Genomic DNA, 17,057 nt, shown 5'->3' on the forward strand with positions numbered 1-17,057 from the left:
GGAAATTGGCTGGCCGCCCGGCAGCGCGGGCGCCTGGGATGCCCAGCGACGGCGTGCCGCCCGGAAACGTTCGACGACGGCGGCCGCCTCGCGTGCCCACGCGGACACCGCGGGGCGGAAGCCGGGGACCAGGCCACCGGAGGGGTTCACGCCGGGACCTAGCGTTCCGCTCCGGCCGCGCCGGTGACGTGGTCGTCCAACCGGGCCAGGGTCTTTTCAATGCTGACGGGGTGGCGGCGCAAGTAACCTGCCACCCGGAGGAAGACCTTGCCGCGGACCTCCCTGGCGTCCCATTGTTCGGTGACGCGCGTGCCGGCAGCACCGTCCGCGCCGGCGGCCGGTTCGAGGATGTAGCGCCAGACATGGCCGTAGAAATGGCGCCAGGCGATGCGCCGGCCCTCCTCGAACTCGGAGACCGTGTTCAGGATCTTGTAGTCCACGGCCATGTTCATTTCCATACCGAACCGGGCGCCGAGGCCCAGCCGTTCCGGGCCGCGCGGCTGGGCGCCCTTCACCGTGCCGGAACCGTCGATCGCACTGTGCAGCGCGGGCGTGGCCAGGACTTCAAAGATCACCTGGGGCGGAGCGGCGATGAAACGTTCGCGGGAGACAAGGTATCGGTTGTTCATCCCCCCAGCCTAGGACCACGGGCACGAAAGGAGGCACGCCCGCCGGCGGCAGCCTTGACCGCCTAAATTCCCCTGATATTATCAACTAAGGCAGTATGTCCTATCAAGCGAACATACTAGGACATGGATGTCCGCCCGAACCCCGGGCGGGCACCAGCGTCCGGCATGGAACAAGGAGTATTTAGTGGCGAATCAACTTGGTCTCATCATCGACCGTTCCTCGCCCGTGCCCCTGTACCACCAAGTGGTCCAGGGCATCGAGAACGCCATCCATAGCGGAATCCTGGAACCCGGCAGCCGGCTGGAGAACGAAATCGATCTCGCGGCCCAGCTGAACCTGTCCCGGCCCACCATGCGCAAAGCCATGGACGAACTGGTCCGCTCGGGGCTGCTGGTCCGCAAGCGCGGCGTGGGCACCCAAGTGGTCTCCAGCCAGGTCCGCCGCCCCCTGGAGCTCTCCAGCCTGTTTGATGATCTCTCCAACAACGGCAAGAAGCCCACCACGCAGGTGCTGACTTTCTCCCACATGGAGGCCGACGCGGCGACGCTCGCCACCCTCGAACTGCCTGCCGGCTCCAAGGTGTACCACTTCACCCGCCTGCGGAAAGTGGGCGGCAAGCCCCTGGCCCTGATGGAAAACTGGGTCCGGGACGACATCGTCACCATGGACGAAGCCACGCTCGCCTCTGAGGGCCTCTACGCGATTCTCCGCCGCGGCGGAGTCAACTTCCGCCTGGCCTCGCAACGAATCGGCGCCATGATCGCCAACGACTACCAGGCCCGGCTGCTGGAGGCCGAGGTCAGTTCCGCCCTGGTCACCATGGAGCGCACCGCAACGGACGACGCCGGCCGCCGCGTGGAAACCGGACACCACGTGTACAAGGCGGATTCGTACAGCTTTGAAATGACACTCGTACAGCGATAGCGCAAGGAATATCAATGACTAACTGGGTCTACCCCCTGGGCAGCGCCGCCGACGGCGCTTGGGACATCTCGCTCGGAACCTCCGATTCAACCATGGCCGTGGACGGCTGGGCCCATACGGGCCTGAAGGTGGCCACCTTAACGGCAGGTGCCGCCGTCGTTCTCCCGGCAGCGGACGAGGAGCGCATAGTGGTTCCACTCAACGGCTCCTTCACCGTTTCCGTGGACGGTGACGAGTATGTCCTGAAGGGGCGGACGTCCGTGTTCCACGGCCCCAGCGACGTGCTGTATTCGGGCACGGCCCGTGCCGTCACCGTCAGCTCGTCCGACGGCGGACGGGTGGCGGTCGCCACGGCACCGGCAAAGGCCTCCTATCCGACCCGCCTGGTCACGGCGGCGGAAACGCCTGTGGAACTGCGCGGCGCCGGCAACTGCTCCCGCCAGGTCCATAACTTCGGCACGCCTGCGGCCCTCGAGGCTGACCGTTTCATCGTGTGTGAAGTCCTCACCCCCGCCGGAAACTGGTCCTCCTACCCTCCGCACAAGCACGATGAGGAAAAGGACGGCGAAACGAACCTCGAGGAGATTTACTACTTCGAGACGCAGGTGGCGGCCGGTTCCGGGGCGCCCGCCGACGCCGATGCCATCGGCTACCAGCGCGTGTACGCCTCGGATGAGCGTCCCATCGACGTCGCGGCCGAGGTCCGCACGGGCGACGTTGTGCTGGTTCCCTACGGTTGGCATGGCCCTGCCATGGCGGCCCCGGGCTATGACCTGTATTACCTGAACGTGATGGCCGGCCCCGGCCCCGTCCGTAAATGGCTTATCAGCGACGACCCGCACCACGGCTGGGTCCGCCATAGCTGGGATGGCCAGGACATCGATCCCCGGCTGCCGTTCGGCGGGTAGAGATTAAGCTCTGGTGATCAAGAGAATGCCCCTCCGGAACGGATTCCGGAGGGGCATTCTGCATGGCAGCCGTTAGCGCACCTGGCCAGCTTTGGCCGGGGCCAGCACCACCTTGACCGGGACGCCGGTGGCCAGTGATTCCTGGGCGGCGTCAGCCACGCGGGAAGCGGCCACAGCGTCTTCCGGGGTGCAGGGGTTCCCGCGCCGGCCCAGGATCAGCTCGACGAACGCGGCCATCTCGGATCGGTACGCCTGGTCGAAGCGTTCGGCGAAGGTCCGGTGGGGTTCCCCGGCGGGGAACGCGATCCCGGCTTCGGCCGACGCCATGGCCGTTTGCTCATCGAGCCCAACCATCAGCGAACGGCTTGAGCCCTGGATTTCCAGGCGGACGTCGTGGCCGGCGCCGTTGTAGCGGGTGGCTGAGACGGTGCCGACTGTCCCGTCGTCGAACGTGACCAGCGCCAGCGCCGTATCCACGTCGCCCACGGCGCCGATGGCCGGGTCGCCGTTGTTGGAGCCCTTCGCATAGACCTCCACAATCTCGCGGCCGGTCAGCCAGCGCAGGATGTCGAAGTCGTGGACGGAGCAGTCGCGGAACAGTCCGCCGGAGCTGGCGAGGAACTCCACGGGCGGCGGCGCCATGTCGCAGGTGACGGCGCGCAGGGAATGGATCCACCCCAGTTCGCCCGCTTGGTAGGCCCGCTTGGCCTCCAGGTAGCCGTGGTCAAAGCGGCGCTGGTGGCCTATCTGCACCACGCCGTTGTTGTCTCGGACATAGTCCAGCACCGGCAGGGCAGCCGCCACGTTCATGGCCACAGGTTTTTCGCAGAAGACCGGGATTCCGGCGTCCACCCCCGCCTTGATCAGCTCTGGGTGGGTTCCGGTTCCCGTGGCGATGACCAGCCCGTCCACGCCGGCGGCGATGAGTTCCGCCACCGAGGGCACGAAGCCGGCACCGAGGCCGGCCGCAATCCCCCTGGCGTGATCCTGGGCAACGTCGGTGAGCAGGAGCCTGACATTGATGCCCTCGGGGTTGAGAACTCCGTTGAGCGCGGCGATGTTGTTCGCGTGCATGACGCCGATGCGCCCCACTCCGACCAGACCGAGAATGACGTCCTTCATAGTGTTCCTTCCGTTGAAAACGTTGTAGTAGCCGGCACGGTGAACGCCGTCCGGAAGGCCGCAAGGGCTGCCTCGTCGTCGCCGCCGCTGGCCCAGGCTTCCATACCCACCGTCCCCTCGTAGCCTGCGTCCGCGAGCGCCTTGGCCACGGCCGGGTAGTTGATCTCCCCGGTTCCGGGTTCGCAGCGGCCCGGTACGTCCGCCACCTGGACTTCGCCGATGTGCGGCAGCGCGGTCCGCACAAGCTCGATGAGGTTCCCCTCCCCCAGCTGTGCGTGGTAGAGGTCCAGCATGAGCTTCACGTTGGGGTGACCGGCCGCTTCCACGAGCGCCAGGGTGTCCTTGGCCCGGGCGAGCGGGATGCCGGGGTGGTCCAGGATCGTGTTGAGGTTCTCCAGGCAGAACGTCACCCCATACTTCGCCCCCAAGTTGCCGAGTCGCTCCAGCGTCCGCGCGCCGGTGCTCCACATGCGGCCGGTGGACCGGTAGCGGGGGCGGGCCGCCTGGCCATTGATGAGCTCAGCTGCGTGCACCACCATGCGGCTGACGCCAAGCTCCAGGGCTGTGGGAATCAGCGACTCGGCCGTCCGCACTACGTCGTCGGCCGTGCCGGGGTCCACGAGGCTGCCGGAGGTGTACCCGGTCATGGAGGAGAACACCGCGCCGGTGGCCTTGAGCGCGGCCAGGTCCTTGCCCCTGGAGTCCCACATCTCGACGTCGAACCCGGCGTCGTGGAGCCGCTGCACCCGTTCCACAAACGGCAGGTCCGTGAAGACCATTTCTGCACAGACGGCCAGCCGCATCAGACGCCCGCCTGAGCGACGTCACGCCGCGCCAAGGGGGCAGCAGCCACAGCCACCGGACCGCCCTGTTTGACCGATTCGATGCACGCCAGCGCCATGGCCAGCGCACGGCGGGCGTCTGCGGCCCCGGGAGTGAGGGTGAAAGCGCCCGACGGCGGCGGTGTGCCATCACGCTGCGCCCGAACCGTGGCGGCGAAATCGGCGAGTTCGTCCGTGTAGGCCTGCCGGAAGAGTTCCACGTTGAGGCGCGGGGTTTCCGCGGACAGTCCCTCCGCCGTGTAACGCCGGGCCGCCGTCCCGGTGGCACGGCCGGCCTGGACCATGCCCTTGGAACCGAAGACCTCTCCGCGGATGTCGTAGCCATAGAGGGCACTGAAGTTTGCTTCCGCCACGGCGATGGCGCCGTTGCTGTAGCGGATGGTCACCACCGCGGTGTCCAGGAAGCCCTGATCGCGCAGCGCCGGTTCCACGAGGGCGTCGGCCACGGCATAGACCTCCACCGGCTCGGCGCCTTCGTTGAACCAGTTCAGGGTGTCGAAGTCGTGAATCAGGGTTTCCAGGAAGACCGTCCACGCGGGGACCCTGGCCGCGTTCGGGATGCTGCCGTTGCCCGGATCGCGGGTCAGCGAGCGCAGGAGCTGCGGCTGCCCGGCGATGCCGGCCGCAAGGTCTTTCTTGGCGGCCTGGAAGTCATCCGCATAGCGTCGGTTGAAGCCGATCTGGAAATGCACCCCGGATTTTTCAACGGCGGCAAGCGCGGCATCGAGTTCTTCCAGGCTCTGGCCCGCAGGCTTCTCGCAGAAGACGTGCTTCCCCGCGGCGGCAGCCTGGGTGATCAGGGCGGCGTGGAAGCGGGCCGGGCTGGCGATGACCACGGCGTCGATTTCCGGATCGGCCAGGATGTCCGCGGCGTCGGCAGTGACCTTGGCTGTGCCCAGTGATTGGGCAAGGGTCTGCGCGGATTCCACATTGGGGTCAGCGATGGCAGCGAGGATAGCGCCTGGGACCCGGCGGGCGATGCTTTCGGCATGGAACGCCCCCATCCAGCCGGAGCCGATGAGCCCGACTTTTACGGGTGCGGGGAGTCCGCCGGAGTGCTGTTCGATGTAGGCCATGGGCCTGTCCTTTCGGTGGTCAGAACAAATATGAATCAGAGCCGGGCGGTTTCCGCGTCCGCCAACGTCTCTTCGCCTGGGAACACCACGCCCAGCTGGCGGCGGATTTCGTCGGCAACGTCCAAGGTTCGGATGGACGCTGCCAGGGTCCGCTGCCACGCCTGCGTCTGCCCGGCGGCCACGGCACGGGCCACGGCAGCGGCTTCGTAGTGCAGTCCCTCGAAGTGGCCGCCGGCCGGTTCCTCATGGCGCAGCCGGGGCCCGTCCGGGAAACGGACTTCGAAGCCACCGGGCATGTTGAAGGGCCCGTCGATAGTCAGCGTGGCTTCGGAACCGACTATCGTGGCGGACGTGGGCGTGAAGTTGTGCACGTGCGTGTTCACCACGGCCTGCGCGCCGCCGGCGAACTGCATGATGGCGGACAGCTGGGCGTTGACCCCGGATTCGTGAGGCTGGCCCATGGCACGCAGCTGTTCCGGCAGGCCCAGGACCTCGGTGACGAGGGCCATCGGGTACGTGCCGAGGTCCAGCAGCGGGCCGCCCGCCAGCGCGGGATCGAAGATCCTGTGGCTGCGGTCGAAGTGTTCGCCGTATTCGGCAAAAATCGTGGTGACGGTGCCCAGGGTCCCGGCGTCGAGGATCTGCCGGATCACGTCGAACTTGGGCAGGAAGAAACTCCACATGGCCTCGGCGGCGAACACACTGGCGGCCTCGGCGCGCTGGGCGATGTCCCGGGCCTGCGCCGCGTTGAGGCCGATCGGTTTCTCGACCAAAACGTGTTTGCCGGCGTCGAGGGCGAGCACCGCGGCCTGGTGGTGGAAGTTGTGTGGCGTGCAGACGTAGACGATGTCGACGTCCGGGGCGGCGGCCAATTCCGCATAGCTACCGTAGGCGGCTGGCACGTCGAAAGCATCCGCGAATGCCTTGGACCGGCTGAGCGAACGGGACCCGACCGCAACAATCACCTGGTCCGTGTGTGCCTGGACGGATTCCGTGAAGCGTTCGGCGATCCAGCCTGGTCCCATGATCCCCCAGCGCAGCACCGGTGCATCCCGGGAACCGGGCACGCGGGAAACCGGCAGGGCAGAGATGCTCATGAGTAGCTCACTTTCGTGTAGGCGCTGTCGCTGTGCAGGGACTGGATCATGGCTTGGGCAACGAGCGAGGCGTTGAGGCCATCCTGCGCCCCGGCCAAGGGTGGTTGTTCCCCCTGGGCCAATGCTGAGATCCACGCTTGCAACTGCAGCCGGTACGCGTCGGCAAACCGCGGGCGCCAGTCTGCGGGTATCGCCGTCTGACTGAGACCCGCCTGCTGGACCCCCAGCAGTACGGAATTCTTCAGGCCGGTGGTGCCCCGTTCCGAGACAACCTCGCAACTCGTGGTGTAGCCGTACTGGGCGTTCAGGAACAACTCCAGGGTGGTCACCGTGCCGTCGGCTGTGCGGAGCATCATAAAGGCCGGGTCCTGCAGGCCGCCGTCGGCATGGCGTGAGCTCCGCCCGGCCTGCCATGACACTTCAGTGATGGGAGAGTCCAGCAGCCAGGGAATAATGTCCAGCTCGTGGATCGCCGAATTGGTGATGGCCGATTCCGAGGTGGTGCCGGGGCCCGCAGCAGCGTTGCGGCTGGTGCAGTGGACCATCAGGGGCTCACCTTGGACCCGGTCCTGCACGGACTGGCGCAGGGCCACGTAGCCGGGGTCGAAGCGCCGCATAAAGCCCAGTGAGAGCAGCGATGCGCCGGTGGCGGCCACAATATCGGCGTCCGCCGCTACCACCTCAAGGCTTTCCAGGAGTGTGGGTGCCATTGGCTTTTCGCACAACACCGGGGTCATCGCCTCGAAGCATTCCAGCACCAGCCCGGCGTGCGTGGAGTCGTGCGAGGCCACCACGACGGCGTCCACCTCGCTTGAATTGATCAGCTCGGAGGGATCGGTGGTGATGCGGGCGGCCAGTGGCGCAGCGGCCGCGGCACGGCCGGCGTCGATATCTGCCACATAAGTGACTTCAGCGCCGCCGATAGTGGTGGAGAGATTCCTGATGTGGTCGGCGCCCATGATTCCGGCGCCGATGACGCCTACCCGGATCGGCATGTTGGTCCTTTCCTGTCCATCGTGATTCTGCACGTCATTTGATGGCTGCCCATGGCAAGTCAGGGCCCCGCCGGCAGTCCGCCGGAGGGCCCCTTCGGCCGGCGCCTGTTAGGTGTGTCTTGGGGAGCCTGCCTGGACGGCATCTGCGACGTCGGCCACGTCCGCGACCTCCGCCTGGACTTCTTTGACGATGTCGCTGTGGCCGCCGAGTTGTTCGAGTTCGTGGGCGAGTTCGGCGAGTTCGGCGCCGCCGGCCATCTGGGCGGTGAGTTCGTCGAGGGTGATGTCTTTCTTGTCGTAGTAGCCGATCGACTTGCCGCGTTTGAGCAGCAGGAAGCGGTCCCCGACGGGGAAGGCGTGGTGCGGGTTGTGGGTGATGAAGATGACTCCGAGGCCGCGGTCGCGGGCCTGCAGGATGTAGCGCAGGACCACGCCGGACTGTTTGACGCCGAGTGCTGCCGTGGGCTCGTCCAGGATCAGGACCTTGGCGCCGAAGTACACGGCGCGGGCGATCGCGACGCACTGGCGTTCGCCGCCGGAGAGCTGGCCGATGGGCTGCTCCACGTCGCGGAGGTCGATGCCCATCTCGGCGAGTTCCTTGAGCGTGATGGCTTTCATCTTTTCGACGTCCAGGCTCTTGAACGGGCCAAAGCCGCTGGTCAGCTCGGAGCCGAGGAAGAAGTTCCGCCAGATCGGCATCAGCGGCACCACGGCGAGGTCTTGGTAGACCGTGGCGATGCCGGCGTCGAGGGCGTCACGGGGGGACGTGAATTTCCGTTCCTCGCCCATGATGTTCAGGATCCCGGCGTCGTGCTGGTGCAGGCCGGCGATGATCTTGATCAGGGTGGACTTGCCGGCGCCGTTGTCGCCCAGCACGCAGGTGACGCGGCCGTTGTCCACGGCCATGGTGACATCGCTCAGGGCGATGATGTTGCCGTAATGCTTGCCTACTGCCTCGAGGGAGAGCAGGTGGACGGGGGTGTGGGTGAGGGGATCTTTTTCGTTCTGGAGCAGCGTTTGCTGGTCGATTTCTTTGGCATTCATTTTCCCGGGCCCCTTTACTTGAGTTCCGCGCGGCGTTTGACGATGAGGTTGACGATGGTGGCCAGCAGCAGCATCAGGCCCAGGAAGAACTTGAACCAGTCCGGGTTCCACTGGGCGTAGACGATGCCCTTGTTGGCCATGCCGAAGATGAACGCGCCGATCGCGCCGCCCACCGCGGAGCCGTAGCCGCCGGTCAGGAGGCAGCCACCGATGACCGCGGCGATGATGTAGAGGAATTCGTTGCCGATGCCTTCCCCGGACTGGACGGAGTCGAACGCGAAGAGGTTATGCATGCCCAGGATCCAGCCGCAGAACCCGACAGCCATGAACAAACCGATTTTGGTTTTGTTGACCGGGACGCCGACGGCACGGGCGGCGTTCGCGTCGCCGCCGACGGCGAAGATCCAGTTCCCGACCTTGGTCCTCAGCAGGATCCAGGACGCGACCGCAACCAGGCCGATCCAGATGAACACGGTGATTTTCACGTCCACGTCCCCGATCGGGACGGAGGAGGCGAATACGGCCTTCGCGGACGCGAAGCCGTCCATGTCCGAGATCGACGGCGATGACACGGATCCGCCGATCAGCCGGGTCAGGCCCAGGTTCAGGCCGGTCAGCATCAGGAACGAAGCCAGGGTCACGATGAAGGACGGGAGTTTGGTCTTCATCAGGATCAGGCCGTTGATCAGCCCGATCGCCAGGGACACCACCAGTGCCAGGGCCACGCCGACCCAGACGTTCGTGGCGAAGTACCAGGAAAACATTGATGCGGTCAGCGCGGACGAGATCACCGCGACACCGGTGGAGAGATCGAATTCCCCGCCGATCATCAACAGCGATACCCCGACGGCCATGATCCCGATCGTGGAGCTGCCGTAGAGCACGGTCGCGAACGCGTTGGGCTGGATGAAGGTCTGGGAGACCGAGGCGAAAAACACGAACAGCACGATCGCCCCGACCAGGGCGCCGACTTCCGGGCGGCCCAGGAGCTTCTGTAGCGGATTGCGTTTGCCGACACGTTCATCAGTGACCGGCGGCGGTGTCTTCGACGGCGGTGTCTTGGAAATGGTCTGGGTCATGGTGCTTCTCCTACTCCGGGCCGGGTTCCGGGCCCCGCAAGGGCCCGGAACCCGGCTCAAAGGATCCTTAGCGGATGCCTTCTTTGGCGAATTTGAGTGCGTCAGCCGCTGCGGCCTTGCCGACGATGGACGGGCCGGTCAGTACCGGCTGGCCGCCGCCGATCTCGAACCCGCCACGCTTGTTCTGCCAGATCGCATCAATCGCCCCGTACCCCTGCAGCCACGGCTGCTGATCCACGGTGAAGAGGATCTCGCCGTCGGCGATCTTCTGGGCAAGCTCGGCGTTCATGTCGAAGGAGGCCACCTTGGCCTTGCTGCCGGCCGAGTTGACGGCCTTCAGGATGGTGAGTGTGAAGGGGGCGCCCAGGCCGACGATCGAGTCAGCGTCCGCGGTGGCCTGCAGCTTGGCGGTCACGGTCGAGGACACCTGGGTCATGTCGGTGCCGGCGACATAGAGGATTTCCGTTGCGGGCAGCTTGTCCTTGACGCCGGCGCACCGGGCTTCAAGGCCAACGTGGCCCTGTTCCTGAATGACGCAGATGGGGTGGGACAAACCCTCGCTCTGGAGCTTGTCGCCAACAGCTGCACCGGCCAGCTTTTCATTCGAGCCGAAGTGCGTGAAGGCACCGAGCTGTGCCGAAACCGATTCGCCGGCATTGAGGCTGACTACGGGGATGCCGGCTTCCGTGGCCTTCTGCAGGGCGCCCTTAAGCGCATCGGGCTTGGCCAGGGTCACTGCTATGCCGTCGACGTTCTGGTTGATGGCCTGCTCGATCAGCTGGGCTTGCCGGCCGCCCTCAGGATCGGACGTGTAAAGCAGCTCCACGTTGTCCTTCGCCGAGGCCTCCTCGGCTCCCTTGCGCACGATGTCCCAGAAGGTATCCCCCGGGGCCGCGTGCGTGATCAATGCGATCTTCAGCTTCGGCGTGGACACAGCCTGGCCTGCGGCGCCGCCCCCGGCGGCCTCGGGAGCCTTGCCGCCACTGCTTGAACACGCGCTCAGGGCCAGCATGGGCACCACAGAGGCCACGAGGGCCGCCTTACGCCACGAAAACTTCGTCACGAGTTATCTCCTTTGATCCGGGCCCCTCGGCGCTTCGCTGCGCCAGTCAGTCGGCCTTCTACAACGATCATGGTGACTCAATTCACATAAGTCAATAGTTTGTCCTGACATTAGGATGTTTTTACGTAAAACAACCAGTGGGTGACTGTAAATCTCGGCGTCGGCTTCGACCAAGCTGGCTCCGCCGCGCCCGCCGCTGGAGAGTGCCACGTCAGGGATGAGGGTGCCCGGACTGGCCCCTCAGGGGCGCCTTTCCCCGGCTGCACGCCCGCGCCTGACGCCGGGCACGCAGAAGCCCCTTCGAGCGGCTCAAAGGGGCTTCTGCGCCAGCAGGGCAGGTCAGGGGGCCGGGCTGCCAGCCAGGGCTTTAGTGCCGGCAACGTGCTTGAAGTAGTGCTCCACGTCTTCCAAACTCTTATCCTTGGTCTCCGGGACGTACTTGGCAGCAAACGCGATGGCGCCCACCCCCAGCACCGCGAACACGAAGAATGTGCTGGACAGGCCGATAGCGGCGAGTAGCTGCGGGAAGCCGAAGCCCACCAGGAAGTTCACGATCCACAATATGAATGCCGAGGCTCCCATCCCGAGACCACGGATCTTCAGCGGGAAGATTTCGGACAACATGAGCCAGGTGACCGGCGAAATGGCACCCTGCTGGAAGGCCAGGAAGGTGACGGTCAAAGCCAGAATCACGAAGCCGCGGCCTATACCTTCGGGCAGGACCAGCGAGAAGAAGCCGATCAGCAGCAGGGCGGCCGTTGTACCGATCTGGCCGGTGATAAGCATCTTTCGGCGGCCCACCTTGCCAAGCAGCCAGATCCCCACGAAAGTTGCCAGCACGGAAATAACGCCGTTGGCGATGTTGGCGGTCAATGCGGCCTCCCGGCCAAAACCGGAATCGGCCAAAATCTGGGTTCCGTAGTACATGATCGAGTTGACGCCCGTGATCTGTTGGATGACAGCCAACCCGATGCCGACAACGAAAATCCGGCGGAGCCAGGGAATTCCGAGGTCCTGCCAGGAACCCATCTTGGACTTGTAGTCCTCAACGGCCATCGCTTTGACTTCTTCGAACTCGGCACGGGCCTCCGTCTGGGACCGAATTCGCTGCAGCACGCTGAGGGTTTCGCCGAAACTTCCCATGGAGGCCAGCCAGCGGGGGCTTTCCGGCATGAAGTTCATCCCGACCCACAGCGCGATCGCGGGCAAGGTGGCGATGACAAGCATCCACCGCCAGATTCCACCGGCCTCACCAAAGGTGTTGCCGAGATACGCGTTGAAGATGAAGGCCAGCAACTGCCCGGTGACGATCATCAACTCGTTCTGCGTGACGATGCGCCCGCGCAGTGCGCTGGGTGAAACTTCAGCCAGGTAGACAGGGACAGTCACGGACGCACCGCCCACGGCCAGACCCAACACGAAGCGTGCTGCAATCATGAACCCGGTGCTTGGCGCGAACGTGCAAGCCAGCGTTCCGATCAGGAAGATGATGGCCAGGACCATGATCATCTTCCGGCGCCCGTTGCGGTCTGCGAGGCGGCCGCCGAACAGTGCACCAAAGGCGGCACCGAACAGGAGCGAGGACGTCACCAAGCCTTCGGTCAGAGGCGTCAGCCCCAGATCTTCCTGCATGTAGGGCAGCGCCCCGTTGATGACACCGGTATCGTAGCCGAACAGCAGGCCCCCGAATGTCGAAATAATGGTGACCGTCCGCAGTGCGCGTTTGTGATTGACGGTCGGTTTCCGGACCACGGCCGGTGAGGCCCCCGGCGCCGTCATACGCTCGCCTTCTGGATATGCTCCTTCATCGTCGCCAGTTGGTAGCGCGACACGTCCTTTGCGTTGTCATCTTCGGCGAAGACGCTGGACACCATAACGGTGTTGTCCTTATCCAGGAAGCCGATTTCCTTGAGCCCGCCGAAGAACTCGTCCCAGTTGACGTCGCCGTCGCCGATCTTCAGGTGCTGGTGCACACGCACGGCATTTCCGGGCGGGTTGGTGATGTAGCGCAGGCCGTGGGAGGCGTGGTGGTCCATGGTGTCCGAGACGTGGACCAGGCGCAGCCTGTCCCCGGCGGCCCGCATGATCTCCAAGGGCTTGTTGCCCATGTGGAACGAGTGCGAGGCGACGTAGACCATCCCGATGTTGGGCGAGTTGATGCCGCGGATGACGCGGATGGCGGCCAGGCCGTCTTCGACGAAGTCGTCCGGGTGCGGATCGATCAGGATGTCCAGGCCTTCACGCTCGATGATCGGCAGCAGCTCTTCCATGGAGCGGTAGAAGGCGCGCTCGGACTCTTCGGCCTTTTCAGGGCGGCCGCTGAATTCGGTGTTCATGGTGCTGACGCCCAGGTCCACGGCAATTTGGATGGCGCGCTTCCAGTAGCGGACCGCCGCCTCGCGGGCGTCCTCGTCCGGGCCGGACCAGCGCAGAACCGGCAGGATGGACGCGATTTCGACGCCGGCGTCCTTGCATGCCTTGTTCATCTGGGCCACGAGCTCGTCGTCTGCTTTGGGGTGGTTGTAGAACGGGATCATGTCCGCGTGCGGGGTCAGCTGCAGGTACTTGTAACCGAGATCGGCGGCCACGTGCGGAAATTCCAGCAGGCTGTGGCTGTGGTGGAACGGGGTGGGATCCAGGGCGATTTTCATGGTCACTCCTTGGTAAATGCGTCATTGATCTAGAGTTTTTGTCCAGATAATGCGCCGAGAAGTATCACAAAGCCGCATTATCTGGACAAAAACTACGGGAGCGGGCGGGGCTGTTAGCTGTAGAGGTCCGGCTTGGTGTTCAGCTGGACCGTGACCTTGTCGCCCGACTTCTGGGCCTCGACGCCGGCTTCGCAGCAGGCGGCGGTGGCGTAGCCGTCCCAGGCGGTAGGTCCGCCGATTTCGCCACGGAGTGCCGCGTCCACCCAGGACTGGATTTCGACGTCGTACGCCGCGCCGAAACGCTCTTCGAAGCCGGGGGTTACGTTGCCGCCCCAGTGACCGGCGCTGCGGGTGTACGGGCCCTTGTCGCCGCCGATGCTCACGATCCCATCCTCGAAGGAGGCCTGGGTGGCCACCTCGTAGCCGAACTTGGCGTTGACGAAGATCTCCACGTCGGCCAGGACCCCCGTCTCGGTCTCGAGCAACACGTGCTGGGGGTCGTGCTGGCCGGCCGGGGCGTTCCGGGTGGCCTTGCCGAGCCGGACCTGGACGGAGGTGATTTCCTCACCGGTGAAGAACCGGATCGCGTCGAATTCGTGGACCACGGAGTCGTTGATCAGCATTTCGTTGGTGAAGCCCGGCGGGGTGGTGGGGTTGCGGTGCTGGTGGTGGAGCATCAGCAGTTCGCCGAGGTCGTGGCCATGGATAAGCCGGCCCAGGGCCGCGTATTCGGCGTCGAAGCGGCGCATGAAGCCCACCTGGATGCGCTTATGGCCGAGCTTTTCCTCTGCCTGAACGATCTTCCAGGCCGATTCGACATCAGGGGTGAGCGGCTTTTCGCAAAGGATCGGAATGTCCTTGGCGAGGGCCTTCAGCAGGATGTCCTCATGCAGGAAACCCGGCGTGGCGATCAGCACGGCGTTGACGTCCCCGTTGTTGAGGGCCTCTTCGGCGTCGGCCAGGGCCACTGCACCCGGGATGCCTTCGATGGCCGCTTGGGCGCGGGCGAGGTCGACGTCCACGACGGCGGCAACTTCGGCGCCGTGGATGCGGGTGTTGAGCCGCTGGATGTGGTCTGCGCCCATCCGGCCGGCGCCGATCACAGCGACGCGAAGAATGTCAGTCATGATTCTGTCCTTTGATTCAGTGAGCTTTAGTTGACGGCCGTGCGGGAGCCGCAGGAGAGCAGGTAGTTACGGGTGCGCTTAGCGATTGGCATCGGCACGTCGAAGGATACGGGGTACATATCCTGCTCCACAATGCCGAAAATGGGCCGGTTCAGCGCCTCGAGGGCTTCAATCACGGCGCGGAGGTCCGGCAGCCCGTTCGGCGGCTCGGTCATAACGCCCGCCAGGTTCGCGGCGGCCCAGGTCATGTTTTCCTCGTTGACCTTCTTCAGAATCTCCGGGTTGATCTGCTTCAGGTGCAGGTAGCCAATCCGGTCCGGATAATTCTTGATCAGTTCCAAGCTGGAGGCCCCGCAGTATTCCGCGTGACCGGTATCCAGGCACAGGTTCAGGTACTCCGGGTCGGTCGCGGCGAGGAGGGTCTCGATGTCCTGCTGCGCGCCGACATGAGAATCGGCGTGGGAATGGAACTGCTGCTTCAGGCCGAACTCTTCGAGCAGGGTCTTTCCCATTCGGTTGTGCCCGGCAAAGAGATCCTCCCACTGACGGTCGTTGAGTTCGCCGCTTTCGACCGCCTCGCCAGTGACATCGTCGCGCCACATCGCCGGGATGACAACGATGTTTTTTCCGCCCATCGCAGCGGTAAGTTCGGCGACCTTTCGGGCGGGTTCCCACGCGGCGTCGTACTCTGTCCCGCCGCGGTGGAAAGCGGTAAACACGGTGCCGGCGGTGACCTTCAGGTCGCGCTGCTTGAGCTCCTCGGCGAGCCGTGCGGGGTCGGACGGAAGGTAGCCGTAGGGGCCAAGTTCAATCCACTTGTAGCCGGATTCGGCCACTTCGTCGAGGAACCGTTCCCACGGGGTTTGTTGCGGATCATCCGCGAACCAGACACCCCAGGAGTCAGGCGCGGTGCCGATGATCAGCTTGTTCTCTATTTCAGTCATGACGGCGTCGTCTTTCTTGTTGTCCGGGCAGCAGCGGTTAGTTGGAGGGGAAGTTGTACGAGGCGCCCGAGGCGTGGGTGGGCTCCGGCCAGCGCGAGGTCACAACCTTGCCGCGGGTGTAGAAGGAGACGCCCTCGGGGCCATAGATGTGCTTGTCACCGAACAGCGAGGCCTTCCAGCCGCCGAAGGAGTGGTAGGCCACCGGCACGGGCAGCGGCACGTTGATGCCGATCATGCCCACGGTCACCGAACGCTGGAACTTGCGGGCGTTGGCACCGGAGGAGGTGAAGATCGCGGTGCCGTTGCCGTAGGGGTTGGCATTGATCAGGGCGATGCCTGCGTCCAGGTCCTCGACGCGGACCACCACCAGGACGGGTCCGAAGATTTCTTCGGTGTAGGCGGTCATTTCGGTCTTGACGTGGTCGATGACCGTGGGGCCTACCCAGAAGCCTTCCTCGTGGCCGGGGACAACCAGGTCGCGGCCGTCCACCACCATGGCCGCGCCGGCGGCTTCGGCCTCGGTGACGATCTTCACGATCCGTTCCTTGGAGGCGGGCGTGATCACGGGGCCCATTTCGGCGTCGGGCGCGGTGCCGTTGTTGACCTTGACGGCGAGGGCGCGCTCTTCGACCTTCTTGACGATCAGGTCCGCGGCGTCCCCGACGGCGACGGCCACGGAGATGGCCATGCAGCGTTCGCCGGCGGAGCCGAAGGCGGCGGCGGCGAGGTGGTCCGCCGCGTTGTCCAGGTCGGCATCGGGCATGATGATCGCGTGGTTCTTCGCCCCGCCCAGGGCCTGGACGCGCTTGCCGTGCTTGGTGGCGGTCTCGTGGACGTACTGGGCGATCGGAGTGGAGCCGACGAACGAGATGCCGTCCACGTCCGGGTGGGTCAGGAGCCCCTCCACGGTTTCCTTGTCGCCGTGCAGGACCTGGAACACGCCGTCGGGCAGGCCGGCCTGCTTCCACAGCTTGGCCAACAGCATTGACGCGGACGGATCACGCTCGGAGGGCTTGAGGATGAAGGCATTGCCGGCGGCGATGGCCATCGGGGCCATCCACAGCGGCACCATCACGGGGAAGTTGAACGGGGTGATCCCGGCGACCACGCCGAGCGGCTCGCGGAAGGAGAAGACGTCGATGCCGGTGGAGACCTGGTCCGAGTAGTCGCCCTTGAGGAGGGTGGGGATGCCGCAGGCGAACTCGATGACTTCGAGGCCGCGGCCGATCTCGCCCTTGGCGTCGGAGAGGACCTTGCCGTGCTCGGCGGTGATCAGTTCGGCGAGATCGTCGACGTGTGCCGCGACGAGTTCACGGAACCTGAACAGCACATTGGTGCGCTTGGCCAGGGAGATGTCGCCCCAGGTGTCGGCGGCGGCGCGGGCGGCGGCGACGGTGTTGTCCAGGTCCGCACGGTTGGCCAGCCGCAGCTCCGCCGAGACGGCGCCGGTGGCGGGGTTGTAGACGGGCTGGGTGCGGGTACCAACGCCGGCGGTTTCGGCCCCGTTGATGAAGTGGTTGATGGTGGTGGTGACGGTCGTCGTTGACATGGTGTT

Annotated in this window: 16 protein-coding genes and 1 pseudogene; 2 read left to right on the plus strand and 15 right to left on the minus strand. The window is 65.2% G+C overall.

Annotated elements, in window-relative coordinates:
* Nucleotide 1: 1 nt before the first annotated feature.
* Nucleotides 2-129, minus strand: a pseudogene (locus DAD99_RS04360) (Rossmann fold nucleotide-binding protein); the annotation flags it as partial.
* Between the two features lie 29 nt (nt 130-158).
* Nucleotides 159-629, minus strand: a complete 471-nt coding sequence (locus DAD99_RS04365) for an SRPBCC family protein (protein ID WP_193340497.1) — start codon at nt 627-629, stop codon at nt 159-161.
* Between the two features lie 184 nt (nt 630-813).
* Between DAD99_RS04365 and DAD99_RS04370 the strand changes: the two genes are divergently transcribed.
* Nucleotides 814-1,554: a GntR family transcriptional regulator gene (locus DAD99_RS04370; RefSeq protein ID WP_193340498.1), complete on the plus strand. Its 741-nt coding sequence runs from the start codon at nt 814-816 to the stop codon at nt 1,552-1,554.
* Nucleotides 1,555-1,568: 14 nt separating this feature from the next.
* On the plus strand, nt 1,569-2,462 hold the full coding sequence (gene iolB / locus DAD99_RS04375) for a 5-deoxy-glucuronate isomerase (RefSeq protein WP_193340499.1): 894 nt from the start codon (nt 1,569-1,571) through the stop codon (nt 2,460-2,462).
* 72 nt (nt 2,463-2,534) lie between these two features.
* Here iolB and DAD99_RS04380 read toward each other — a convergent pair whose 3' ends face one another.
* From DAD99_RS04380 to DAD99_RS04440, 13 genes are all read right to left on the minus strand, one after another.
* Nucleotides 2,535-3,584: a Gfo/Idh/MocA family oxidoreductase gene (locus tag DAD99_RS04380; protein ID WP_193340500.1), complete on the minus strand. Its 1,050-nt coding sequence runs from the start codon at nt 3,582-3,584 to the stop codon at nt 2,535-2,537.
* Nucleotides 3,581-4,387: a TIM barrel protein gene (locus tag DAD99_RS04385; protein WP_193340501.1), complete on the minus strand. Its 807-nt coding sequence runs from the start codon at nt 4,385-4,387 to the stop codon at nt 3,581-3,583. Before DAD99_RS04385 ends, DAD99_RS04380 begins: the two co-directional genes overlap by 4 nt.
* Nucleotides 4,387-5,502 carry a Gfo/Idh/MocA family oxidoreductase gene (locus DAD99_RS04390; RefSeq protein ID WP_185262671.1) on the minus strand — a complete coding sequence of 372 codons (1,116 nt, stop codon included), beginning with the start codon at nt 5,500-5,502 and terminating at the stop codon, nt 4,387-4,389. Before DAD99_RS04390 ends, DAD99_RS04385 begins: the two co-directional genes overlap by 1 nt.
* Nucleotides 5,503-5,537: 35 nt before the next feature.
* Complete coding sequence (locus DAD99_RS04395) at nt 5,538-6,599, minus strand: Gfo/Idh/MocA family protein (protein ID WP_193340502.1); 1,062 nt, start codon at nt 6,597-6,599, stop codon at nt 5,538-5,540.
* On the minus strand, nt 6,596-7,594 hold the full coding sequence (locus tag DAD99_RS04400) for a Gfo/Idh/MocA family oxidoreductase (protein WP_193340503.1): 999 nt from the start codon (nt 7,592-7,594) through the stop codon (nt 6,596-6,598). The genes DAD99_RS04395 and DAD99_RS04400 overlap by 4 nt, the downstream gene beginning before the upstream one ends.
* Before the next feature lie 108 nt (nt 7,595-7,702).
* A complete protein-coding gene (locus DAD99_RS04405; protein WP_193340504.1) occupies nt 7,703-8,638 on the minus strand; it encodes an ATP-binding cassette domain-containing protein in 936 nt (311 codons plus the stop codon).
* A 14-nt stretch (nt 8,639-8,652) separates the two neighbouring features.
* Nucleotides 8,653-9,717 carry an ABC transporter permease gene (locus tag DAD99_RS04410; RefSeq protein ID WP_185262667.1) on the minus strand — a complete coding sequence of 355 codons (1,065 nt, stop codon included), beginning with the start codon at nt 9,715-9,717 and terminating at the stop codon, nt 8,653-8,655.
* A gap of 67 nt (nt 9,718-9,784) precedes the next feature.
* Complete coding sequence (locus DAD99_RS04415; RefSeq protein WP_193340505.1) at nt 9,785-10,780, minus strand: substrate-binding domain-containing protein; 996 nt, start codon at nt 10,778-10,780, stop codon at nt 9,785-9,787.
* A gap of 339 nt (nt 10,781-11,119) precedes the next feature.
* Nucleotides 11,120-12,559, minus strand: coding sequence for a sugar porter family MFS transporter (locus DAD99_RS04420; RefSeq protein WP_227007640.1), 1,440 nt, complete (start codon nt 12,557-12,559; stop codon nt 11,120-11,122).
* Nucleotides 12,556-13,431, minus strand: coding sequence for a sugar phosphate isomerase/epimerase (locus tag DAD99_RS04425; protein ID WP_193340506.1), 876 nt, complete (start codon nt 13,429-13,431; stop codon nt 12,556-12,558). The genes DAD99_RS04420 and DAD99_RS04425 overlap by 4 nt, the downstream gene beginning before the upstream one ends.
* Before the next feature lie 113 nt (nt 13,432-13,544).
* Nucleotides 13,545-14,558: a Gfo/Idh/MocA family protein gene (locus DAD99_RS04430; RefSeq protein WP_193340507.1), complete on the minus strand. Its 1,014-nt coding sequence runs from the start codon at nt 14,556-14,558 to the stop codon at nt 13,545-13,547.
* A gap of 26 nt (nt 14,559-14,584) precedes the next feature.
* Nucleotides 14,585-15,502, minus strand: a complete 918-nt coding sequence (locus DAD99_RS04435) for a sugar phosphate isomerase/epimerase (RefSeq protein WP_193340508.1) — start codon at nt 15,500-15,502, stop codon at nt 14,585-14,587.
* A 37-nt stretch (nt 15,503-15,539) separates the two neighbouring features.
* Entirely contained in the window at nt 15,540-17,051 is a 1,512-nt protein-coding gene (locus DAD99_RS04440; RefSeq protein WP_193340509.1) for a CoA-acylating methylmalonate-semialdehyde dehydrogenase, read from the minus strand.
* Nucleotides 17,052-17,057 lie beyond the last annotated feature (6 nt).

Origin of the sequence: Pseudarthrobacter sp. AB1 (genome assembly GCF_014926485.1) — a bacterium.
In the GTDB taxonomy this organism is placed as follows: domain Bacteria; phylum Actinomycetota; class Actinomycetes; order Actinomycetales; family Micrococcaceae; genus Arthrobacter.